The following is a 25,100-nucleotide window of genomic DNA, read 5'->3' as shown; positions in this document are numbered from 1 at the left end:
TAAGTTAAACCTCTTGTTGGCATCCTAACCATCCTTCTCTACCGGGAAATTCGGAACGAATAATTCTCCCGACAGGAAGTCGCTGTTTATTTTCAGGCAGCAGATGACTCAATGCACAAAATTGTATGTTTTCCTGATGAACCATTTCCAACAGCGTTGCAAATTCTGTGGACTTGGACATCCCTTCAACTTCCGTATGGATGGTATATACCGGAACTCCCTGGCTGTTTTTCATCTTATCAAGGATAAATTGGTTAAAATCTTCATCTTTAACCTGAATTCCTATCACTTCGTCATAAGTTGGCAACGTCACCGGAATTTGCACAGTACCAAGAGTACCATCAGGCAAAATGGGCCTGAATGGATGAGTTCCCCGACAATCGCTGTTGTAATCAAAACCAAACTGTTGCTTTACCGCGAGTACGCGTTCATCAGCCCGCCAACCCGCAACAGCAGAGCAAGTTACCCGTTGGCCAATTGCCTGTACCAATGCATCCACCCCCAGTTTAACCTGCTCTGTCAACTGAGCTTCTGACCAACGGTCGACTTTCGCCTGCCAACACTGATGATCCCAAGCATGCAGACCCACTTCATGGCCTGCATCCAGAGTTTGTTTCATCAAATAGCCTAAATCCTTAGCGATCTTCTTACCCGGCCATGCCGTTCCCGCCAGTAAAATATCAAGACCATATAGAGATGCTGCATTTGACCTCAACATTTTCCATAAGAATTTCGGCCGTAAAAGACGCCACAAATGGCGCCCCATATTATCCGGCCCAACACTAAAGAAAAAACTGGCCTGAATCTGATGTTTTGCCAAAATCTTGAGTAATTGCGGCACCCCTTCAACGGTTCCTTGATAGGTATCCACATCAACTCTCAAGCCAACTTGTTTCATTAATTTTTCCCTAATTCTTCCACTGCGCCACGCAAGAAGAAATCCAGTGTTTCATTTATCGTCTGTTTCATGTCGATGGTTGGCTTCCAACCTAATAACCGCTCCGCGTTTCTAATACTTGGTTTACGGTGTTCAACATCCTGATAACCTTTTCCGTAGTAACTGCCGCTTTCAATCTTTTTAAATCCAGCAAACGGAGGAAAATGATCTCTCAATTCATGGTTTTCAAAGCTATCAAGTAATATTTCCGCTAATTGACGAATACTGGCTTCATTAGTTGGATTGCCAATATTGATAATTTGACTGTCACATAACCCATCCCGGTTTTCAATAATACGGAACAGCGCCTCAATACCATCATTAATATCAGTAAAACAGCGTTTCTGTTCACCACCATCCACTAGTTTGATCGGTGAACCTTCAACTAAGTTCAATATTAATTGTGTGATCGCTCTGGAACTGCCGATACGCGCGGAGTTCAAATTATCCAAACGTGGCCCCATCCAGTTAAATGGACGAAATAGCGTGAATTTGAGTCCTTCTTTCTCACCATATGCCCAAATAACACGATCTAGCAATTGTTTTGATACAGAATAGATCCAACGCTGTTTGTTGATCGGACCAACGATCAGACGAGAATCATCTTCATCAAATTCTTTATCATCACACATGCCATAAACTTCTGATGTGGATGGGAAAATAATCCGTTTATTGTATTTAACGCAATAACGGACAATTTTTAGATTCTCTTCAAAATCTAATTCAAATACACGCAGCGGATTACGGGTATATTCAATTGGAGTCGCAATGGCTACTAATGGCAAAACAACATCACACTTTTTAATGTGATATTCGATCCATTCAGTATGGATATTGACATCACCTTCGATGAAATGGAAACGCGGATTACCAATAAAACGCTCAATAGCGGAAGAACCGATATCCATACCATAAATATCATAGTTGCCATCACGTAATAGACGTTCTGTTAGATGATTACCGATAAAGCCATTTACACCGAGAATTAATACACGTTTCCGGTGACTAATTTGGGCGGTTGCCTTTGGACCAACACGGATATCAGTCACCATGCTCATATCTACCGCCAGACGATGGCCCTGAACATATAACCCCGATTCACTCTGCCCATTGATAATTTCTAACGCGCCTTCTCCACAGGCAATAATTAACGGATCTACCGATAATACTGTTCCCGGTTGTTTATCATGAATCTCATTCAATGGAGAGGCGCGCCAGATAGTAATCTTACGTTCACCTAAGAAAGTAAACGCCCCCGGATATGGCTCAGTCACTGCCCTGACAAGATTGTTAATTTCAGCGGCTGATTTGCGCCAGTCAATCTCACCATCCGCAGCAGTACGACGCCCAAAGTAAGTCGCCTGACTTTCATCTTGAGGTATCGCTGGATAAGTTCCTGCTTTAATCTGAGGTAATATGTGATTAAGCAGTTTTTCCGCTGCCTCACGAATTTTACCGTGCAAAGCCAACGCGGTATCTGTTTCTGCAATCGCAACCTTGTGTTGAGCGATAATATCCCCGGCATCAGGTTTCAACACCATTTTATGCAAGGTTACACCGGTTTCCACTTCACCATTTAAAATCGCCCAGTTAATCGGGGCGCGACCACGGTATTTTGGCAACAGTGAACCATGCAGATTAAATGCGCCTGTGCTCGCCAGCGATAAAATATCCTCGCTCAGCATATTTCGGTAATAAAAAGAGAAAATCACATCAGGTTTTAGTTCCCGGATACGTTCAATCCAAAGTGGATGGTTGACATTCTCTGGCGCAAAAACCGGTAGTCCTAAATCTGCGCTTAAACGGGCAACAGAAGAGAAAAAATGGTTTTCATTAGGATCATCTGTATGGGTAAATACCGCCTGAATATCAAAACCCGCTTTAGTTAAGGCATTGATCCCGATACAGCCGATATCATGATAGGCAAATACAATTGCTTTCATTTAGTACTCTTCCTGGTTGTTGTTGGTCTTTTTATTTCCGACCACTTTTTGAATAAAATAACGTGGGCGCGCCCGAACATCGTTATAGATACGGCCTATGTATTCACCTAATAAACCCATCGCGACGAACTGCGCACCAATAAACATGAAAAGGATGGCAAATAGAGTAAATACCCCTTCTGCTGCCCATATGGCGCCAAAAATCAAACGTAAAACCACCAATAATACAGCCAGCAAAAAACCAGAAACTGCAATCACACTGCCTACGACGCTTAACAAACGCAAAGGCGCGGTTGTCAGACAGGTCAGCAAGTCATACATCAGATTAATCAGCTTCATGAAGCTATATTTAGAATCGCCAAATTCACGCTCTGCATGAGCGACATCAATCTCAATGGTTTTACGAGCAAACGTGTTTGCCAGAATAGGAATAAAGGTGCTGCGCTCATGGCACTGCAACATAGCTTCAACAATATGGCGACGATAGGCACGGAGCATACAGCCATAATCTCCCATAGAGCGGCCTGTTGCCTTAGTAATCAGTGCATTGATGAGTTTTGAAGCTGTTTTACGAAACAGAGAATCCTGCCGATTAGCCCGGCGAGTACCCACAACGTCATAACCTTGTTCAGCCGTTTTAACCAGACGGGGGATCTCCTCTGGCGGATTTTGCAAATCGGCATCGAGCGTAATAATTAAATCGCCATTGACCTGATTAAACCCCGCCATAATCGCTGAATGCTGACCATAATTACGGTTAAGTAAAATTGCAACAATATGATTTTCATATTGTTCCGCAGCCTGAATCAGAATTTCCGCAGATCTATCACTACTACCATCATCGACAAGAATAAGTTCATATTCCTGAGTCAATTGTTTACAGGCCGCTAAGGTTCTTTCCAATAAAAGAGGTAAACTTTCTTCTTCGTTATAAACCGGAATAACAACAGAAACTTTTTTAATTTGTTCAAATAACACTTATCTGTGCTCCGAAATAATTTCTTGTAAAACATCAATAACATAATCCACATCGTCATTACTCATATCAGGAAAGAGCGGCAATGAACAAAGTGTTACTGAATTCCATTCTGATTCGGGTAATGACAATTTCGGATACCGATCCCGATAATATTTTTGTGTATGCGCAGCCCTGAAATGCAAACCTGTACCAATATTTTTCTCTTTCAAACGTTCCATTAACGTATCGCGATCAATGCCACAAACATCCTTATCAACCCGCACCATAAATAGATGATGTGCATGCATATGCTCATAATTAGGCACACTTAACATCTGCAAAGGCGAATCTTTTAATGCCGCTGAATAGCGGGCAACAATTTGCCGACGGCGAATATTCATTGATTCCAATTTACTTAATTGCACAACAGCAATCGCAGCATGAATATCAGATAAATTATATTTGTAGCCCGGTTCTACAACTTCTGCCTGTGGTCTCCTGCCTTGTATTTGACGATCAAAAGCATCAATACCCAATCCATGAAACTTTAGACACCGAATTCGTTCAATAAGTTCATTATTATCAGTAGCAATTAACCCCCCTTCCGCACAAGTGGCATTTTTTATGGCATGAAAAGAAAAAATCGCAGTACCATGCTCACCAATCCATTCACTCTTATAACGGGTTCCTAATGCATGAGCCGCGTCTTCAATCAATGGAATACCCGCCTCTTGAGCAATCCCACGCAATGCATCTAAATCACAAGGCGCACCGGCATAATGAACAGGAATAATCGCTTTGGTTTTGGAAGTAATCGCCTTTTTTACTGCCTGCGCGTCGACCATTAACGTATGACGATCAACATCAATCATGATCGGTTCAGCACCAAGCAAGCAGATCATATTTATTGTGGAAACCCAAGTTTGAGATGGTGTAATCACTTCGTCACCAGGGCCAATTCCCAACGCCATTAGCGTCAGATGCATACCCGCCGTTGCAGAGGCCAATGCAACCGCATGTTTACAACCAAACATGCGGCAAAAGTCCTGTTCCAATTGATGATTTTGCGGGCCTGTTGTAATCCAACCCGAACGAAGAACCTTTTCTACTGCCTGAATTTCTTCATCACCTATCGCAGGACGAGAAAATGGAAGAAAACGATCCATAAAACACAGTCCAATTCATTCATAATATAACGATATATTAGATGACTATATTTTAACGAATCGTAAACACAGGTATGATTTAACAAATTAAGTGGAAATTACTATATATCTACAGTACGTACAGATCTACGGTACGTACAGATTCACGGTAGGCACATACGGCGGGACTATAATTAAGGTAAGAAAACCCGCCAATACTTATCTGTCCTTTCTGGCACACATTTGATGTCAGCAGCAAAAACTTTAGAGAGCGTATTTTCTTTCATTACCTCATCCGGTTTTCCATTCGCAACTAGTGCTCCATTAGCAAGCAACCAGATCCGATCAGCTTTATCATAGCTATGATTGAGATCATGACCACTCATGACTACGGTTCCACCGAGTTCACAAAATTTCTTTATTAATAGATCAAGTGCGGCTACCTGAGTGATGTCAAGATTATTCGTAGGCTCATCCAAGAGCAATAATTTGCCTTCCGAATTGATTGTCGGCCAGACTTGCAAAAAAACCCCTGTTAATCGCACCCTTTGCCATTCACCACCAGATAGATGACCTACAGGTGTCTCCAGAAGTTTTCCCAACTTAAAAAAGGAGCAAAGTTCTGACAACACACTGTCACAATTAACAAGATGGGCAGCTAAGTACAGTTGCAGATATTGAAAAACCGGCATTATCGGCACAGAAGAAATTTGCTGACTAAGCCATGCTCTGTGCCGTGCTAACTGGCAGTGACTATATTGACTAAGACATTTTTGTTGCAAATTGATGGCGCCACTATAGGGTAAAATACCGGCCATACAGGCCAGTAATGTACTTTTTCCTGAACCATTCGGCCCAATGAGATGTACCTGTTCACCTTGTTGCACCAACGCTGTCAGCGGCATTAATCTGTTTCGTACTGATACTTGGCTGAGAGACATCAACTGATTGGTCACTTTCACATTGTCCACTTTTTTAACTCCAGTCTCTGACTCTCAATAATAACCAAATAAATACCGGCGCACCCAGTGTCGCAGTCACAACGCCAATCGGCACTTCTGCATTATTCAAGCTAAGGCGAGAAAATAAATCAGCCAGCAATAATCCACAACCACCGGATAGAACACAGGCAGGCAGTAGTGTTTTATAATCTGTCAGACCACATAAACGTAAAATATGTGGAATAACCAAACCAATAAAGCTGATTGTTCCAGCAAGTGCAACGCTTAATCCGACCAATAACCCAACAGCAAATACAAATAAATTACGCCAATAGTAAAGCGAGATACCTAACTGTTGAGCCTGTGTTTCTCCCAGTGAAAGAAAATTAAGTACTTTTCCTTGCCTGCTCAACCAAACGATCAAAGGAAACAAAGCGACTACTAACCATTGCTGCCGCCAGTCTATTCCACTGAAACTTCCCATCATCCAATACATTAGCTGACGTAAGTCCAGGCTAGTACTGAAATAAACCATCCAGGTCATTAACGCACCTGAAACGACACCAAAAGCAACCCCTACCAATAATAAACGGGCATTATTCAAATAACGCTTTCTTGCAAAAGTCAGCAATATCATTGTGACAGTCAACGCTCCGAGCACAGCGCTAATACTTAGTAACCAAAATGGCGCAATACCATGAAACATCAACACCAGAAATACCACCACCACGCCAGCGCCATTACTGACGCCTAATAGCCCAGGTTCCGCCAACGGGTTTTCAAACAGCGCCTGCATTACGGCGCCCGCCACAGTCAAGCTCGCACCCACAGCAACTACAGCTAATACACGGGGAAAACGCAATTGCCACACAAACAACTGACCGGTTTCAGAAAACCATTTATCAGGCCAGATCCAATTTTCTCCGGCACAGAGTGAGAGAAAAAAAACCAATAAAAATAAACAAGTGAGAATCGCCAGAAAACGATAATCACGCTTTTTCTGGCGAGTCACTAATTCAGTGATGGAAGAGATGGGTTGCATGGTAAATCAAGCTCATGAGGGAGGATCGTTTAAGAAAAAGGCCGCTATTGATGCGGCCTTTTTGATTATTCTTTAGGCGTGGCTTTCTCAACCCTGCTTTTTAACTTCTGACCAGGACGGAATGTCACTACTCGGCGAGCTGTAATCGGAATGTCCTCACCAGTCTTAGGATTACGCCCCGGACGTTGGTTTTTATCCCGTAAATCAAAGTTGCCAAATCCAGACAATTTTACCTGCTCACCATTCTCCAAAGAACGACGCACTTCTTCAAAGAATAATTCAACCAGATCTTTAGCATCACGCTTGCTAATTCCCAGTTTCTCAAACAGATTTTCTGACATTTCAGCTTTAGTAAGCGCCATAAGTTCAGTCCCTCAAGGATGCTTGGAATCGCTGTTTCAGCACTGCAACACATCTATTCACAGTCGCAGCAATCTCTTCTTCTTCCAGTGTACGCGCGGTATCCTGCAAGATAAAACTTATAGCAAGGCTCTTATGACCCTCTGCTACACCTTTACCACAATACACGTCAAACAAGTTTATGCCAACTATATGATTTACGCCAACTTTCTTGCACTCAGCCAGAACATCTTCTACAGCAATATTTTCAGGCACCACGATCGCAATATCACGACGGTTTGACGGGAAACGTGAAATCTCTTTCGCATCAGGAATCACGCGGCTTGCCAACTTGTTCCAGAGTACTTCGAATACCACTGTGCGGCCATTTAAGTCAAGTTTACGTTCCAATTCCGGGTGAACTACACCAATATATCCGATGTATTCATTTTCCAAATAAATCCCGGCGCTTTGACCTGGGTGCAACGCCGGATTTACATCTGCTCTAAAAGAAATCTTAGATAATTTTCCGGTTAACTCCAGAACAGCTTCCAAATCGCCTTTCATATCGAAGAAATCAACTGACTGTTTGTCCAGTGACCAATGTTCTTCAAAACGATTGCCGGTAATGACTCCCCCTAACATCAGCTCCTGACGAATGCCCTGCTCCGCATTTTCATCAGGAACAAAACGCAAACCCGTTTCAAACAAGCGCACACGGTTTTGCTGGCGGTTCTGGTTATATACCACTGTCGTTAGCAAACCCGTCAGTAGAGATAAACGCATTGCTGACATATCCGCTGAAATTGGGTTAGGCAGCATCAACGCTTGTTGCTGTGGATGTAACAGTGCCTGAATTTTGGGATCAACAAAGCTATAAGTAATCGCTTCTTGATAACCTCTGTCAACCAGCATCGTTTTAACTCGTTGCAGGGAAAGATCCGCTTCACGATGTTTTTTCATGATAAGATCGGCACGCATCGGTACATCTGGAATATTGTTATAACCGTAGATACGGGCAACTTCTTCCACCAGATCTTCTTCCAACTCCATATCAAAACGCCAGCTTGGCGCAACCGCTTGCCAGCCATTTTCCTGAATAGTGACCTTGCAACCTAAACGGGTCAGGATGTCACCAACCTGTTCATCAGGTATACAGTGACCAATCAAACGATCCAGTTTTTCACGACGTAATGTGATTGTCGCAGGCTGTGGCAATTGAGATTCATCAGTAACATCAATAATTGGACCGGCTTCACCACCACAAACATCAATCAGCAGTTGAGTCGCTCTCTCTATTGCTTTGTGTTGTAGCTGAGGATCAACTCCACGTTCATAGCGGTGAGAAGCATCAGTGTGTAAACCATAACGACGAGCACGGCCAGCAATCGCTAAAGGGGCGAAAAATGCGCATTCAAGTAAAATATTTTGCGTCTCTTCATTCACACCTGAATGTTCACCGCCAAAAATACCTGCCATTGCAACAGCTTGTTTTTCATCAGAAATAACTAACGTATCAGTAGAAAGGTTGGCTTCTGTACCATCCAGCAGCACCAATTTTTCATCCTGCTTCGCCATACGCACAGTGATTGAGCCATTCAAGCGTTCCAGATCAAACGCATGCAACGGTTGACCTAATTCAAGCAATACATAGTTAGTTACATCGACAATCGGGTCGATGGAACGGATACCACCACGACGTAATTTTTCACGCATCCACTGTGGTGTTGTCGCTTTCACATTAATGTTTTTAATTACTCGTCCCAGGTAACGTGGGCAAGCTTCTGTTGCTTCAACACGAATAGGGAAAACAGCATCTGTTGTCGGTTTTACTGCTTCAATTTGTGGCTCAGATAGGGGCATTTTATTAGCAACCGCCACATCACGCGCAACCCCTATAATACTTAGGCAGTCAGCGCGATTAGGCGTAATACTAATTTCAATGACTTTATCATCCAGCTTCAAATATTCACGCAGATCAACACCTAAAGGAGCATCAATCGGCAATTCAATAATACCGTCGTGATCCTCAGAAATACCCAGTTCAGAAAAAGAACATAGCATCCCTTCGGAAGGCTCACCTCGCAGTTTTGCCGCCTTGATTTTAAAGTCACCCGGTAATACAGCACCCACAGTTGCTACTGCAACTTTCAACCCCAAGCGGCAATTTGGCGCACCACAAACAATGTCCAGCAGCCGTTCACCACCGACATTCACTTTTGTTACCCGTAGCTTATCTGCATTTGGATGCTGGGCACATTGAACAACTTCACCGACAACTACACCATGAAATTGACCGGCAACGGCTTCAACGCCATCAACTTCCAGACCTATCATGGTAATTTGATCAGATAATACTTCACTGCTAATGGCTGGGTTTACCCATTCGCGTAACCAGAGTTCACTGAATTTCATGAGATATTCCCGCCTTTATTTAAACTGTTTGAGAAAACGCAGATCATTTTCGAAGAACGCACGCAAATCAGTTACACCGTAACGTAACATTGTCAGGCGCTCCACCCCCATACCGAAAGCAAAACCAGAATAAATTTCAGGATCAAGGCCAACATTATGCAATACATTGGGATGAACCATACCGCAACCCAATACTTCCAGCCATTTGCCATTTTTACCCATGACATCAACTTCCGCCGAAGGTTCTGTAAATGGAAAGTAAGAAGGCCGGAAACGAACCTGCAAATCTTCTTCAAAAAAGTTAGTCAGGAAATCGTGCAACGTTCCTTTCAGATTGGTAAAACTGATATCACGATCAATAATTAAACCTTCTACCTGATGGAACATGGGTGTGTGTGTCTGATCGTAGTCATTACGATACACGCGACCCGGTGCAATGACGCGAATTGGCGGCTGTTGACTGTGCATAGTTCTAACCTGAACACCTGAAGTCTGAGTACGCAACAGACGTTTGGCATCAAACCAGAAAGTATCATGATCAGCACGGGCGGGATGGTGAGCTGGAATATTCAGCGCATCGAAATTATGATAATCATCTTCAATCTCAGGGCCTGATTCTACAGAAAACCCTAATTCACCAAAGAAAGTTTCAATACGCTCTATTGTGCGGTTAACCGGATGTAGTCCGCCATTTTCCATACGGCGACCGGGCAATGATACATCAATCTTTTCCGCTGCTAAACGGAAGTTCAGAAGGTCAGTCTCCAGTTTTTCTTTACGGATATTCAGAGATTCCAGAACTTCCTGCTTAGCCTGATTAATAACCGCCCCTGCTGCTGGACGTTCTTCGACCGGCAGATCACGCAGCGATGACATTTGGAGAGTTAAATGGCCTTTTTTGCCTAAATATTCAACACGCACCAAATCCAACGCAGCAACATCCTGGGCATCTTCTATGGCTGCTCTTGCTTTTGCAACCAGTTCAGCGAGATGTGGCATCGTTTTCCTCTTCCTTCGGCCTAACGGCCTGCTAGTAATGATCGTTAATGACCTTATATATACCCGTTATCTTTCAAGTTGCCTCTTTGTTGGCTGAACTCGCTTCCCACGGCCACATAGTTTGCTATGCTCCCGGGGATTCGCTCCCTTACCGTCGCGACGCACCTTGAAATCCATAGGGTATACCTATTTCTGCTTTTACTGTCATAAAAACAAAAAAGCCTCCACAACGGAGGCTCAGGCGCTACTTTTCGTTTCTTTTCTTACGCGCAAAGCCCCCTGAATTCAGGTGCTAAAGTAAAAAAAGATGCGAAAAAAAGCTAAGGACATAATGTTGGTTCTCTCGGAATAAAATTCTGTTTCGGCAACAACACTCTTGTAAGCCACATTTGACAACAAAGTAAAAGAGGGAGCATGCTCCCTCCTTACTACCCTAACTTATGCCAGAGTGCTCTTCGCTTTTTCAACTAAAGCAGCAAACGCCGCTTTGTCAAACACAGCGATGTCAGCCAGGATCTTACGGTCGATTTCAATAGAAGCCTTTTTCAGACCATCAATGAAACGGCTGTAAGAGATACCATTCTGACGTGCAGCAGCGTTGATACGTGCAATCCACAGTTGACGGAACTGACGTTTCCGCTGACGACGGTCACGGTAAGCGTACTGCCCTGCTTTGATTACTGCCTGGAAGGCAACACGGTAAACGCGCGAACGGGCACCGTAGTAACCTTTCGCTTGCTTTAAAATTTTCTTGTGACGTGCACGGGCGACAACACCACGTTTTACGCGAGCCATATACTTCTCCTATCGTCTCTGAGTTCTAATCTAAAATTGCTTACGCGTACGGCAAGCAAGCAACAACCAGGCCCAGATCACCTTTGGAGACCATGCCCTTTGGACGTAAATGACGTTTACGCTTGGTTGATTTCTTAGTCAGAATGTGACGAAGGTTAGCGCGCTTACGCTTAAAACCACCACTTGCAGTTTTTTTAAAGCGTTTAGCGGCGCCGCGTACTGTTTTAATCTTTGGCATTTTAATTTCCACTTCGCATTGTGAATTACAACGAATTAATCAGGCGAACAAGCCCCAACCAGATGAACCGACTGGAGCTTATTACTTGATTGCCTAACTATTTCTTCTTAGGAGCGAGCACCATTATCATCTGACGGCCTTCAATCTTCGAAGGGAAGGATTCAACTACCGCCAGTTCATCCAGATCGTCGCGGATGCGGTTAAGCATTTCGACGCCAATCTGTTGGTGCGCCATCTCACGCCCACGGAAACGCAGGGTGATTTTGGCTTTATCGCCATCTTCCAGAAAACGAATCAGGTTGCGTAGTTTGACCTGATAGTCGCCTTCATCTGTACCAGGACGGAATTTAATTTCCTTAACCTGAATAACTTTTTGTTTTTTCTTCTGCTCTTTGATCGACTTACTCTTCTCATAGAGGAACTTGCCGTAGTCCATAATACGGCAAACCGGCGGCTCGGCATTCGGGCTGATTTCAACTAAATCAACATCCGCTTCCTCAGCTTTTTCAAGAGCTTCCCTCAGACTGACAATGCCAATCTGCTCGCCATCTAAACCTGTTAAACGAACTTCAGAAGCGCGAATCTCTCCATTAATGCGATTAGGACGCGCTGTTTGAATTCTTTTTCCGCCTTTAATACCTTATTCCTCCAATTGATGAAGATTGCGACTGCGTATTTCTATAAGCAGTTTTTCGATGAACTCGTTAACATCAATGCTACCCAAATCTTTACCACGGCGGGTACGAACGGAAACTTTTCCTGATTCGACCTCTTTCTCACCACAGACAAGCATGTAGGGAACACGACGAAGAGTGTGTTCACGGATTTTAAAACCAATCTTCTCGTTTCTCAAGTCTGCTTTTGCACGAATGCCCGCATCTTGAAGTTTTTTTACTAATTCCTGTACATAATCAGCCTGGTTATCGGTGATATTCATCACTACCACCTGCTGTGGAGCAATCCATGTCGGGAAGAAACCCGCATACTCCTCGGTCAGGATGCCGATAAACCGTTCCAGTGAACCTAGAACCGCACGGTGAATCATTACAGGAACCTTACGTTCATTATTTTCACCTACGTAGGACGCACTCAAACGGCCTGGTAGTGAAAAGTCGAGCTGCACAGTACCACATTGCCACGCACGATCCAAACAATCATGCAAAGTAAATTCAATTTTCGGTCCGTAGAAGGCGCCTTCGCCCGGCTGATATTCAAATTGAACGCCATTTTCTTGTAGTGCCGCCGCCAAAGCTGCTTCCGCTTGATTCCATTGTTCCTCAGTACCAATGCGCTTCTCCGGGCGGGTTGACAGCTTAACCACGATTTTTTCAAAACCAAAAGTGCTGTAAACGTCATACACCATCTTAATGCAACTGCTGACTTCCCGGTGAATTTGCTCTTCTGTGCAGAAGATATGAGCATCATCCTGAGTAAAACCACGGACACGCATCAAACCATGTAATGCCCCCGATGGTTCATTACGGTGACAACTACCGAATTCAGCCATACGTAACGGCAAATCACGATAGGATTTTAAGCCTTGATTAAAAATCTGAATATGCCCCGGGCAGTTCATCGGCTTAACGCAATATTCACGGTTCTCTGAAGAAGTGGTAAACATATGCTCACCGTAGTTTTCCCAGTGACCCGTTCTTTCCCACATTACACGGTCCATCATAAACGGACCTTTAACTTCCTGATATTGGTATTCTTTCAGTTTAGTGCGAACAAAAGTTTCCAGCTCACGGAAAATAGTCCAACCATCGTTATGCCAGAATGCCATACCAGGAGCTTCTTCCTGCATATGGTACAGATCTAATTGTTTACCAATTTTACGATGGTCACGTTTAGCCGCTTCTTCCAAACGTTGCAGATAAGTATTGAGCTGTTTCTTATCAGCCCACGCAGTACCGTATATTCGCTGCAACATTTTATTGTTGCTATCACCACGCCAATATGCCCCTGCGACTTTCTGCAACTTAAAATGGTGGCAGAAACGCATATTTGGCACATGTGGGCCACGACACATGTCAATATATTCTTCATGATTATAGAGGCCGGGACGATCATCACGACTGATGTTTTCATCCAAAATCTGTACTTTATAATCCTCGCCACGAGCAACGAAGGTATCACGAGCTTCTTGCCAGCTCACTTTTTTCTTGATGACGTCATAGTCTTTTTTGGCAAGTTCCAACATACGCTTTTCAAGCAGCGTAATATCTTCCTGCGTCAGAGCGCGGCCAATATCAACATCATAGTAAAAACCATTATCAATAATCGGACCGATAGCCATTTTCGTATCTGGCCATAATTGTTTAATCGCATGACCTAATAGATGAGCGCATGAGTGGCGGATAATTTCCAGCCCTGCATCATCTTTACTGGTGATGATGGCAAGATTTGCATCTGAATCGATTAATTCACAAGCATCCACTAGCTCACCATTTACGCGGCCGGCAATACATGCTTTCGCTAAACCCGGACCAATATCACAGGCAACATCCATTACAGAAACGGCACGGTCAAACTGGCGTTGGCTACCGTCAGGAAGAGTAACAACAGGCATTTAAAATCCTTATCTACAGTGGTGACCCACACGAAAGGTCACTTGAAGGAGTTTGATATTCAACTAAAATAACGATTTAAATTATTATCTCGTCAATCCATTAAAGTTTGGTACTAAAATTGGTACACAATGTAAAAAGTGACTGCCTTCAATACCTAAACATCGCGAAAATATACCACCAACAACCATTCAGGTCACGGCGATGTTTAGTGTAGGTACAATCATTTGCACTTATTTTTATGCAAATGCACAAACTATAAAAAATAATTTTATAATGAAATAATATGTTTTAAGTAAAAACAGATAACATGCTCTTCAAAACACACATAGAACAAATCCGGCATAAGTTATATATGCCGGATTATCATACATATGGATACAGGATCGTTTAGTCTCTTTTAAGCCATTACTGAACTTCCTCGTCACCCCCCTCCGCCAACGCCATATTTAAAGCCTGAACTAAAACAGCTCTATCCTCATTATTCTCCAACATACTAAAATGGTTACCCGAAATTGGAATTAACCGAAGCGAAGAATCAGGCAATATCCGCGCCCAGCCTAACGACATATCCCTGTTTAAAGGCGGTGATTCAACATCCATAACTTTAGTATCCATAGCATTAGTTTCCATAACAACAGATACAGGTGGAGAAGGCTCCATTGCGTAGAATTGATGCAGTGTTATCGCCGATACTTGCGGCTCATAGTTTTTAACTATTTGTGCATAATTTGCTATCTGTTCCCAACGTCTTGCGATTAAATCAGCACGCAGATTTGCCGGATATAACGCCAATTTCTGCGCCATTTCGATAAATTGCACCAAATCTAATTCATCAATTTGTTGGTACAGTGCCGTAATTTCTTCAATATGTCCGTCTTCTGCTTGTCTTGCCAACTCGATAAAAAATTGGAATTTTGGCGGCGTTATCCGCGGCCTGTAATAATGAGGAACTGGCGTATCTATCAGACCAAGGAAATTAACCGCTTCACCAGAATACAGAAGTTGCTGGACAATCGCGTAAGCCAATATGCCACCGGAAGAGTAACCACATATCCGATATGGGCCTTCCGGTTGAACCACTTTCATAAAGTTGATCATTCTTGACGCTTGTTCTTCCATTGTTAACATCCGCTCTTCACTAATGGATGGCCAAGGCAATGCATAAATTGGGTAGCCTGAATGAAGCTGCTGAGACAACCCGAACACATAGGAATAATCACCCATCCCGCTAGGCACAAAGAATAACGGCAGACCTACTCCACCCGATCGCACTGATATTGCACTGTTTCGCGGTTGAGACAACGTATCTGATGTCATTTTTGCTGCCAGTTCAGACAGTACAGGGAATTGAAACAGATCATTCAATGTGCAAAGAAGACCATGATTAGCGGTAAGGTTTATCATCCGCATAGCCAACAGTGAGTGACCGCCCAAGGCAAAGAAATTGTCATACCGGCTGACCTGCTCAACGCTCAGTAATTCATACCAAATAGCCGCCAATACGGTTTCCGTTTCTCCTTGCGGCGCTTCATAAACCTGCCGGGCAAAAGCTTCATTGTTTGGGGCAGGTAGTGCATGACGATCCAATTTACCGTTAGGGGTCAACGGAAAATCATCCAGACGTACAAAAGCCGACGGCACCATATAATCCGGTAAAATGGCACTCAGATAAGTACGCAAGCTATTAGCCAGTCTCTCATCTTGCTGTGCCACAACATAAGCGACCAAACGTTTGTTCTGTCCCTCCCCTGGCACCAACACCACGGCCTCTTGTACCGTTGGGTATTCCACTAATCGAGCCTCAATCTCACCCGGCTCAATGCGGAAGCCGCGGATTTTAATTTGCTGATCGTTACGGCCAAGGAACTCCAAATTACCATCCGGCAGGTAACGGGCTAAATCCCCGGTCCGATACATGCGGGCATCAGGTAAATCACTAAAGGGATCAACAAGGAAGCGTTCAGCCGTCAGTTCAGGACGATTGAGATAACCACACGCTACACCTGCTCCCCCAATATACAACTCCCCTACTACCCCCAGAGGTACCGGCTGACCATAGACATCCAGCAAATAAACCCGCGTGTTAGCTATCGGTCGACCAATGGGGATCTGGGTCATCCCCGATGATAATGCCGTGATGCGGTAGGTAGTGGTAAAAGCGGTCCCCTCACTTGGTCCATAACCATTCAATAACTGTTGAGGCGGGCTATCACGCAGAACCTGCGCAATCACATGCGGGTCCAGTACATCGCCGCCGACAATCAGGATCTTAAGTTGCGCAAGAGCCGGAGCCAACTCTGTCGCCAACCGGTTAAACAGCCCGACACTCAGCCACATCACGGTGATTCGATAAACTTGTAATGCTTGGACAAACTCTTTAGGCGTCAACACAGTCTCGTGATCAATCACCACCAAAGTTCCGCCATTTAGCAATGGCGTCCAAACTTCAAAGGTGCTGGCATCGAAAGCCGGGTTAGCTTCAAACGCCACCCGATCATCCGGCCCGATTTCAGCATACCCATTATTAATAACCAATCGAACCACCGCCTGATGCGGCACCATTACTCCTTTTGGCGTACCGGTCGAGCCGGAGGTATACATGATATAAGCCAGCTCGATATTGGACCGAGGTAAGTTAAGATTGAGGTAATCCTCCTCTTCGATATCACTCATCTCATCAGCAAAGCAATACAGGGGAATATCCAAGTTAACCGGAATATCTGTAAGCAACAATTTGGCTGAACAATCGTTTATCAACCAATGCTGCCGCTCATCCGGCACTCGGGGGTCGATAGGCACATAAACGGCCCCGGCTTTAAGGATTGCCAATTGAGCTACCACCAGTTCGATAGAACGCTCTAACAGCACCGCCACGCGATCGTCTGACCGTATCCCCTGCCTAATTAACCGGCGGGCCAGCCGGTTAGCACGGGCATTTAATACCGCATAGCTGAGAATATGTTCTTCATACATCAGTGCTATCGCATCAGGGGTTTTCTCTGCCTGTTGTTCAAACAACCAGTGAATACAATACTGGTCAGGATATGGCGCCTGAGTCGCATTCCAGGTCTCCAGCAACAGCCGCTTTTCTGCTGCCGGCAAAATATTCAGTAACCGTACTGGAGCCTCCGGCTGCTGTTCAAGCGCCGCTGCCAGACTTTCCAGCGCCTGTTGCATATAACCGCATACCCTCTCCGGATCAATCGGTTGAACGATTTGCGTCGTCAACCCCAGTGCATTACCAAAATCCTCCACCGACAAAACAAACGGATAGTTAGTGCGCTCTTGCCCGCCATGAAATTCAATGCCGCTGATAACTTCATCCGTGGCGATTATTGGCGCATTATGTCGGTAGTTCAATAAAGCACTAAAGAGTGGAATTTCATTTTGTACCCCACTGCAACGTTGGGCCAATGCCAGTGAAGCGTGCTCATGTTCCAGTAATCCAGTCAGCCGGACATGTGCTGCCCGTACACTGTCCTGCACCGAGGTATCATCCATATCCAGTCGTAACGGCAAGGTGTTGATAAACAGTCCCATGCCGCTGTCACCCCCTTCCCCTGCCTGCATTCGCCCAAACAGCACGGTGCCGAATACCACTTTCTCCTGTCCGCTGGTACGTGACAATACCTGCGCCCAAGCCAGATGGCATAATGCAGCCAAACTGACTCCCAGACGCCGAGCCTGACTACGCAAGCGGTCATTCAACATGGCAGGCAACATCCGGTGTGATTGGGCTACCTGCGAACCATCCCGATGTACTTCCATCAATCCGAATGGCAACGTCGGTTGATCCACCTCTGCCAACATATCGGTAAAAAAACGAGTATGTTCAACCTGACTCACCCCCAACCGGGCCTCAGCTATCAGATTGCGGAAAGGAGCCGGAATAGGCAAGCTATCCCCCAGCCCGACGAGGTACGCCTGAACTTCGCGGTTCATCACCTCCATTGCAGTATGGTCACCAATCAAATGATGCTGCAACTGCAATACGATCCAACGACCATCCGTTTCTTGTGCAATAACAACACGTAACAGCGGTGCTTGACCTAAATCAAGACGATGCTGACGCGGATCAAAACGTTGAGCCAGTTGTTCATAAACCGGTCCATCTGCGGACTCCAACGTCAACTCAGTCACTGATAACAGCGCCTTACGCCAGACTACCTGAGCCGGAACTGATAATCCTTGCCAAACAAAGGCAGTACGCAAAATATCATGGCGATCAATCACCTGTTGCACCGCCGTCAAATAACAATCCAGCAACGAACGATCAGCAAAACTCATAGGATAGGCCAGCAGATATGGATCGCCCTTGTTTGCTAATAAATGGTGGAATAGGATGCCATCTTGTAACGGTGACAGGGCATAGATATCCTGAATATTAGCCACTCCCCCCGGTACTTGTTCCACAATATGGTCAATCTCAAGTTGGGTCAGCTCAATTAACGGCAACATCTCAGGCGTGAGTGCTGTAGCCGCCGGAGTGATGACGTTCGCCGGTACCACCACCGCTTGAGACTGTCCTACTGTTTGGGCAAATGCGGACAGCACCGGAGATTGGAACAGATCACGCACCGCCAACGTTAACCCCGCACTACGCAGACGCTCAATCATCTGTATCGCCAACAATGAATGACCACCCAACGCAAAGAAACTGTCATGCCGACTGACTTGTTCAATACCCAACAACTCGCTCCAAATAGCGGCCAATGTGGTTTCTGTCACCCCTTGCGGCGCTTCATAAACCTGCCGGGCAAACGCTTCTTCTTCCGGTGCCGGTAACGCCCGACGATCTAACTTGCCGTTTGGCGTCAGCGGGAAGGAATCCAGACGGACAAACGCTGCCGGCACCATATAATCCGGCAAAATGGCATTCAGATGAGTACGCAAGTGATTAACTAACTCTTCATCCGCTTCTGCCTCCACATAAGCCACCAACCGTTTGTCCTGACCGTCACCTAGTATCAATACAACCGCTTCACTCACCGCCGGATGTTCCATTAGCCGAGCCTCGATTTCCCCCGGCTCAATGCGAAAACCACGGATTTTCACCTGTTGATCATTGCGGCCCAGGAACTCTAAATTGCCATCCGGTAGGTAACGGGCCAAATCCCCGGTTCGATACATGCGAGCATCTAGTTCACCACTAAATGGATCAGGCAGAAAACGTTCTGCGGTCAGTTCAGGACGATTGAGATAGCCACAAGCAACGCCATCTCCACCGATATAAATCTCACCGGTTACTCCCTGTGGCACAGGCTGTCCATAAACATCCAGCAGATAAACTCGCGTATTGGCTATCGGTCGACCAATAGGTATCCGAGTCATTCCCGATGGCAACGTCGTAATACGATAGGTGGTGGTAAAAGTGGTGCCCTCACTCGGTCCATAACCATTCAATAACTGTTGAGGCGGACTATCACGCAGAACCTGCGCCATCACATGGGGATCAAGGACATCACCGCCAACAATCAGAATCTTGATTTGTGGCAACACCGGAGACAACGCTGTCACCAACCGGTTAAACAGCCCGACACTCAACCACAGCACCGTAATACGATAACTCTGTAGTGTTTGGACGAATTCTTTAGGCGTCAGTAAGGTGGCATGATCAATCACCACTAATGAGCCGCCATTTAACAACGGCGCCCAGACCTCAAAAGTGCTGGCATCAAAAACTGGGTTAGACTCAAACGCCACCCGATCATCCGGCCCGATTTCCGCGTACCCATTATTAATCACCAGCCTAACCACAGCACGATGCGGCACCATCACCCCTTTAGGCGTGCCGGTCGAGCCGGAGGTATACATGATATAAGCCAGCTTGGTACTGGAACGAGGTAAGTCTGGATTGTGGTAATCCTCCGCCCTGATAATGCCCATCTCATCAGCAAGACAATACTGGGGAATAGTCAAATCAACCGGGATATCAGTGAGCAATAATCTGGCTGAACAATCGTTTATCAACCAGTTTTTCCGTTCGTCCGGTATGCGGGGATCGATCGGCACATAAACAGCCCCGGCTTTGAGAATAGCCAACTGAGCCACAACCAGCTCAATAGAGCGTTCTAACAGCACTGCAACTCGATCATCCGACCGTATCCCCTGTTCGATTAACTGGCGGGCCAGCCAGTTGGCACGGGCATTTAATTCCACATAGCTGAGAATCTGTTCTTCATACACCAGTGCTACTGCATCAGGGGTTTTCTCTACCTGTTGCTCAAACAGCCGGTGAATGCATAACTGGTCAGGATACGGCACCTGGGTTGCATTCCAGGTTTCCAGTAACAGCTTGCGTTCCGCCTCGGTCAGGATATTAATTTTCCCGACCGGCTGTTGTGGGTTAGCTGCCATCTCTCTCAGTACGGTATGGAGATATCCCACCTGTCGCTCAATGGTGAGTTGATCAAACAGGGCAGTGGCATAATTCAGATAACCGACAATTCTGCCATCCATCTCGGATAAACTCAGCTCAAGATCAAACTTAGCCCCATCAAAAGTTTGTCCAACAGGTGAAACGTCCAGTCCGGGTAACGTCCAACCCTTGTTTTCATTGCTCTGCCAAGCAAACATCACTTGGAACAATGGGGTATGCGCCAGTTGACGCAGTGGTTGTACGATTTCCACCACCTGTTCAAACGGCAGATCCTGATGCTCCTGTGCCGCCAGCGCGGTTTGCCGCACACGAGCCAACAATTCCGTTACATTGGGTGCACCGGATAAATCCATCCGCAACGCCAGCGTATTCACAAAGAAACCGATCAACGATTCCACTTCCTGTCGACTGCGGCCTGCACTTGGTGTACCGATAACCAAATCTTCCTGACCGGACAAACGAGATAGAACTGTCGCCCAGGCAGCCAACAGGGTCATAAATAGCGTGACACCCTGCTGTTCACTCAGGAGTTTGAGGGATTGGGTTAACTCCGTATTCAGACTGACGGGCAATAAAGCCCCGGCAAACGACTGCTGAGGCGGACGTGGCCGGTCAGTAGGTAAATCCAACAGTACCGGCGCATCAGCCAGCCTTGTGCGCCAATAGTCAGATTGGGACTGTATGCGTTCAGCCGACAGCCACTGATGCTGCCAAGCGGCGTAATCAGGATATTGAATCGTTAACGGTGGCAATGGATCTGATTGCCCCGCCAGAAAAGCGGTGTAAAAGGTGTTCAATTCACGCATCAACACGCTGACAGACCAGCCATCGAAAACAATATGATGTAGAGTCAGCAAGAAAACGTGGTCATCGTCGGCCAGTTGTACCAGACTAGCGCGAATTAATGGGCCGCAAGCAAGATCAAACGGCGCCTCGGCTTCCTGAGTAGACAGAAACGCAAGCTGCGCATCCCTATCAGGTGTATCCCGCAGATCATATTTTTTCATCAGTAAGCCTGATTCCGCCGGCAACAACTCCACCTGTGGCTGACCATCAACAGCAACGAAGATAGAGCGTAACGCTTCGTGGCGGGCAAACAGCGTATTAAGCGCTTGCTGCCAAGCAGCGATGTCCAGCCGACCACGTAAACGCAATGCCACCGGAATATGGTAAGTTTCACTCACTCCTTCAAACTGAGCCAGGAACCACAGACGCTGTTGCGCAAATGACAACGGCAATTTACCCTCACGGGATAGCGGGATAATAGCTGGTAATTTGCTGCTCTGCTCATCAAATCGAGTATTCATCGCTTCAGCAAAATCGGCTAAGGTCGGGAATTTAAACAACGTAGACAGCGGTAATTCAATCCCCAACGCCGCTATCCGGTTCATCATCCGCACTGCCAACAGCGAATGGCCGCCTAAAGCGAAAAAGTTGTCATACCGGCTAATCCGATTAACACCGAGTAATTCACGCCAGATAACCGCCAATGTGGTTTCCATCTCTCCTAACGGCTCAGCGTAAATCTGCCGGGCAAAAGCCTCTTCCCCCGGTATCGGTAATGCCAGACGATCTAGCTTACCGTTTGGGGTCAGCGGGAAGGCACTCAGACGTACAAAAGCCACCGGCACCATATAATCCGGTAAAATTGCGCTCAAGTGTGTTTGCAGACGATTAACTAGCTCCTCATCCGCTTCTGCCACCACATAAGCCACCAACCGTTTGTCCTGCTCATCACCTAGCGCCAACACGACAGCCTCTTGCACAGTTGGGTATTCCATCAGGCGGGCTTCAATTTCCCCCGGTTCAATACGGAAACCACGTATTTTGACCTGTTGGTCATTGCGGCCCAAGAATTCCAGATTGCCGTCTGGCAGATAACGGGCCAAATCCCCGGTCCGATACATCCGCGCATTAGGCATCTCACTAAATGGGTCAGCTAAGAAGCGTTCAGCCGTCAGTTCAGGACGATTAAGGTAGCCACGCGCCACCCCCGCACCACCCACATACAATTCACCCACAGCCCCCAATGGCACTGGCTGGCCGTAGGCATCCAACAGATAAATCTGGGTGTTAGCCGTCGGATGGCCGATAGGCACTAACGTATCCATGTAGTCTGGCGGACAACGCCAGGTCGTCGCACACACCGTGATTTCTGTCGGGCCATAGGCATTAAACACCGTCGCCCGACGACTCAGTGCCTGAAGCAGCATTGCGCTAGGCGCCTCACCACCGAGTATCACCGTAGGTCTTATCGACATTTCCGGTAAATCGAGCCTTTCCCGGAGCAAGGCCGGGGTCAGACAGGCATGGGTCACTGCCTGTTGCTCCAGATAATGCCAGAGACGAAGCGGGTCCTGACGGACGATATCGACAGCAATCACCAGACAAGCCCCACTCCCCAACGCCATCATGATTTCCCAAACACTGGCATCAAAACTCAATGAGGCAAACTGCAACATCCGGCTACCCGAGTGAATATCAAACTGGGCGATTTTATCCTGAACAAGATTGACCAGCCCACGATGCTCAACCATCACGCCTTTTGGCGTGCCAGTTGAACCGGAGGTATAAATCACATACGCCAAATGCTGTGCAGTCAGTGCGGTCACTTGCGGGTTACTGTCCGGTTGATCAGGCAAAATATTCGGGTCCAGCACAGTGAGTCCTGCCAGTGCCTCCTCACCTAGTGCGATACATCCGACATTATCCGCCAGCACAATAGCCGGTGCCGCATCAGTCAAAATATGTGCCAAACGTTCCCCCGGATAAGACGGGTCCAATGGTACATAGGCTCCACCCGCTTTCAACACCGCCAGCAAGCCCACGACCATCGTCAGTGAACGTGTAACACAAATCGCTACTCGCTGGTCTGGCGCAATACCCAGCGCAATCAGTTGATGGGCCAGTCGGTTAGCTCGGGTATTCAGTTCCGCATAGCTGAACGTCTGTTCTTCATACACCAGTGCCGTAGCATCAGGATTTTTCTCCACCTGTTGTTCAAATAATTGATGGATACATAACTGCTCAAAGTAGACAGTTTCAGTCGCATTCCAAGTTCTTAGCAACAACCGGCGTTCCACTTCTGGCAGAATATTCAATGTCCGTGTTGGTGTTTCCGGCGCCTGTTCAAGTGCTTCCGCCAAACTCTCCAGCGCCTGTTGCATATAGCCGCATATCCGTTCCGGCTCAAATGGTCGTACTACTTGAGCCGTCAGCCCCAGAGCATCACTAAAATCTTCCACCGACAAAACAAACGGATAGTTGGTACGCTCCTGTGCGCCAAGAAACTCAATACCGTTCAGAGTTTCATCCGGGGCTGCTGGCAACGCATTATGCCGGTAGTTAAGCAACGCATTGAACAACGGTGTACCACTGGCAACCCCACTGCAACGTTGAGCCAGCGCCAGTGAAGCGTGTTCATGCTCTAGCAATCCGGCTAACTGGGTATGGGCTAATCGTACACTGTCCTGCACCGGGGTATCATCCATATCCAGCCGTAACGGCAAAGTATTGATAAACAACCCCATGCCGCTGTCAGCCCCTTGTCCTGCCTGCATCCGCCCAAACAATACGGTACCGAATACCACTTTCTCTTGTCCGCTGGTACGCGACAATACCTGTGCCCAAGCCAAATGGCACAAAGTCGCCAAACTGACGCCCAAACGCCGGGCCTGACTACGCAAGCGGTTATTCAATATGGCAGGCAACATCCGGTGTAACTCTGTCACCTGCGAACCATCTCGATGTACCTCTGTCAATCCGAATGGCAACGTCGGTTGATCCACCTCGGCCAACATATCGGTAAAAAAGCGGATATGCTCGGTTTGACTCACTCCCAATCGAACCTGAGCCACCAGATTGCGGAAAGGGATCGGCGCAGACAATCTGTCTTCTTGCCCAGTAAGATACGCCTGAACTTCGCGGTGCATTACTTCCATTGCGGTATGATCGCCTATCAGATGATGCTGCAATTGCAATGCAATCCAGCGACCATCCGTTTCCTGCGCTACCATAAAGCGCAGCAAGGGAGCCTGACTTAAGTCGAGGCAATGCTGACGCGGACCAAAACGTTGAAGCAATTGTTCATAAATCGGTCCATCAACGATATCCAACGTCAATTCAGTCACTGATAGCGGCACCTGACGCCAAACCACCTGAACCGGTGCGGATAATCCTTGCCAGATAAAAGCAGTACGCAAGATGTCATGGCGGTTAACCACCTGTTGCACTGCCGCCAAATAACTGTCCAACAGAGATCGGTCAGCGAAGGACATCTGACTGACCAATAGGTACGGGTCCCCCTTATTCGCCAACAAATGATGGAACAGAATACCGTCCTGTAACGGCGACGGGGCATAAATATCCTGAATATTAGCCACTCCGCCCGGCACTTGTT

At 46.4% G+C, this 25,100-nt stretch carries 14 protein-coding genes and 1 other annotated feature (1 of these 15 only partly in view); all 14 genes read right to left on the bottom strand.

The features are described 5' to 3' along the window. Positions 1 to 4: 4 nt before the first annotated feature. Positions 5 to 898: a 4-deoxy-4-formamido-L-arabinose-phosphoundecaprenol deformylase gene (gene arnD / locus EAE92_RS12675; protein WP_214068338.1), complete on the bottom strand. Its 894-nt coding sequence runs from the start codon at positions 896 to 898 to the stop codon at positions 5 to 7. Further along, positions 898 to 2,880 carry a bifunctional UDP-4-amino-4-deoxy-L-arabinose formyltransferase/UDP-glucuronic acid oxidase ArnA gene (arnA, locus tag EAE92_RS12670; protein WP_214068337.1) on the bottom strand — a complete coding sequence of 661 codons (1,983 nt, stop codon included), beginning with the start codon at positions 2,878 to 2,880 and terminating at the stop codon, positions 898 to 900. Before arnA ends, arnD begins: the two co-directional genes overlap by 1 nt. Then, entirely contained in the window at positions 2,881 to 3,858 is a 978-nt protein-coding gene (gene arnC, locus EAE92_RS12665) for an undecaprenyl-phosphate 4-deoxy-4-formamido-L-arabinose transferase (RefSeq protein WP_040150606.1), read from the bottom strand. It lies immediately after the preceding gene. Continuing rightward, positions 3,859 to 5,004, bottom strand: coding sequence for a UDP-4-amino-4-deoxy-L-arabinose aminotransferase (gene arnB / locus EAE92_RS12660; protein ID WP_214068336.1), 1,146 nt, complete (start codon positions 5,002 to 5,004; stop codon positions 3,859 to 3,861). 173 nt (positions 5,005 to 5,177) lie between these two features. Beyond that, entirely contained in the window at positions 5,178 to 5,924 is a 747-nt protein-coding gene (btuD, locus tag EAE92_RS12655; protein ID WP_214068364.1) for a vitamin B12 ABC transporter ATP-binding protein BtuD, read from the bottom strand. Positions 5,925 to 5,958: 34 nt separating this feature from the next. Continuing rightward, the gene (gene btuC / locus EAE92_RS12650) at positions 5,959 to 6,966 is read right to left on the bottom strand and encodes a vitamin B12 ABC transporter permease BtuC (RefSeq protein WP_214068335.1); all 1,008 of its coding nucleotides are present in this window, start codon (positions 6,964 to 6,966) and stop codon (positions 5,959 to 5,961) included. A 65-nt stretch (positions 6,967 to 7,031) separates the two neighbouring features. Beyond that, positions 7,032 to 7,328: an integration host factor subunit alpha gene (gene ihfA / locus EAE92_RS12645; RefSeq protein WP_011146885.1), complete on the bottom strand. Its 297-nt coding sequence runs from the start codon at positions 7,326 to 7,328 to the stop codon at positions 7,032 to 7,034. 4 nt (positions 7,329 to 7,332) lie between these two features. Beyond that, positions 7,333 to 9,720, bottom strand: a complete 2,388-nt coding sequence (pheT, locus tag EAE92_RS12640; RefSeq protein WP_214068334.1) for a phenylalanine--tRNA ligase subunit beta — start codon at positions 9,718 to 9,720, stop codon at positions 7,333 to 7,335. 15 nt (positions 9,721 to 9,735) lie between these two features. Next, a complete protein-coding gene (gene pheS / locus EAE92_RS12635) occupies positions 9,736 to 10,719 on the bottom strand; it encodes a phenylalanine--tRNA ligase subunit alpha (protein ID WP_036775936.1) in 984 nt (327 codons plus the stop codon). 211 nt (positions 10,720 to 10,930) lie between these two features. Continuing rightward, positions 10,931 to 11,055 (bottom strand) — a sequence feature (Phe leader region). Positions 11,056 to 11,157: 102 nt separating this feature from the next. Further along, a complete protein-coding gene (gene rplT, locus EAE92_RS12630; protein ID WP_214068333.1) occupies positions 11,158 to 11,514 on the bottom strand; it encodes a 50S ribosomal protein L20 in 357 nt (118 codons plus the stop codon). Positions 11,515 to 11,554: 40 nt separating this feature from the next. After that, entirely contained in the window at positions 11,555 to 11,752 is a 198-nt protein-coding gene (gene rpmI, locus EAE92_RS12625; protein ID WP_011146889.1) for a 50S ribosomal protein L35, read from the bottom strand. Between the two features lie 97 nt (positions 11,753 to 11,849). Beyond that, positions 11,850 to 12,389 carry a translation initiation factor IF-3 gene (gene infC, locus EAE92_RS12620; RefSeq protein ID WP_071647077.1) on the bottom strand — a complete coding sequence of 180 codons (540 nt, stop codon included), beginning with the start codon at positions 12,387 to 12,389 and terminating at the stop codon, positions 11,850 to 11,852. Positions 12,390 to 12,392: 3 nt separating this feature from the next. Continuing rightward, positions 12,393 to 14,321: a threonine--tRNA ligase gene (thrS, locus tag EAE92_RS12615; protein ID WP_036775941.1), complete on the bottom strand. Its 1,929-nt coding sequence runs from the start codon at positions 14,319 to 14,321 to the stop codon at positions 12,393 to 12,395. A gap of 406 nt (positions 14,322 to 14,727) precedes the next feature. After that, positions 14,728 to 25,100: the end of a non-ribosomal peptide synthase/polyketide synthase gene (locus EAE92_RS12610; RefSeq protein WP_214068332.1), read on the bottom strand. The gene runs 38,761 nt beyond the window's last position; only the last 10,373 of its 49,134 coding nucleotides appear in the window; the start codon falls outside the window, past its right edge; the stop codon is at positions 14,728 to 14,730.

Source organism: Photorhabdus hainanensis, from assembly GCF_018448965.1.
In the GTDB taxonomy this organism is placed as follows: Bacteria; Pseudomonadota; Gammaproteobacteria; order Enterobacterales; family Enterobacteriaceae; genus Photorhabdus; species Photorhabdus akhurstii.
Note: the sequence above shows the minus strand (reverse complement) of the source record. Positions and strands in the feature narration are given on the sequence as shown.

Coding starts and splice junctions, on each gene's coding strand:
- thrS (WP_036775941.1), bottom strand. CDS start 14,321: ATGCCTGTTGTTACTCTTCCTGACGGTAGCCAACGCCAGTTTGACCGT.
- ihfA (WP_011146885.1), bottom strand. CDS start 7,328: ATGGCGCTTACTAAAGCTGAAATGTCAGAAAATCTGTTTGAGAAACTG.
- btuC (WP_214068335.1), bottom strand. CDS start 6,966: ATGCAACCCATCTCTTCCATCACTGAATTAGTGACTCGCCAGAAAAAG.
- arnA (WP_214068337.1), bottom strand. CDS start 2,880: ATGAAAGCAATTGTATTTGCCTATCATGATATCGGCTGTATCGGGATC.
- arnB (WP_214068336.1), bottom strand. CDS start 5,004: ATGGATCGTTTTCTTCCATTTTCTCGTCCTGCGATAGGTGATGAAGAA.
- rplT (WP_214068333.1), bottom strand. CDS start 11,514: ATGGCTCGCGTAAAACGTGGTGTTGTCGCCCGTGCACGTCACAAGAAA.
- pheS (WP_036775936.1), bottom strand. CDS start 10,719: ATGCCACATCTCGCTGAACTGGTTGCAAAAGCAAGAGCAGCCATAGAA.
- btuD (WP_214068364.1), bottom strand. CDS start 5,924: ATGTCTCTCAGCCAAGTATCAGTACGAAACAGATTAATGCCGCTGACA.
- pheT (WP_214068334.1), bottom strand. CDS start 9,720: ATGAAATTCAGTGAACTCTGGTTACGCGAATGGGTAAACCCAGCCATT.
- arnD (WP_214068338.1), bottom strand. CDS start 898: ATGAAACAAGTTGGCTTGAGAGTTGATGTGGATACCTATCAAGGAACC.
- rpmI (WP_011146889.1), bottom strand. CDS start 11,752: ATGCCAAAGATTAAAACAGTACGCGGCGCCGCTAAACGCTTTAAAAAA.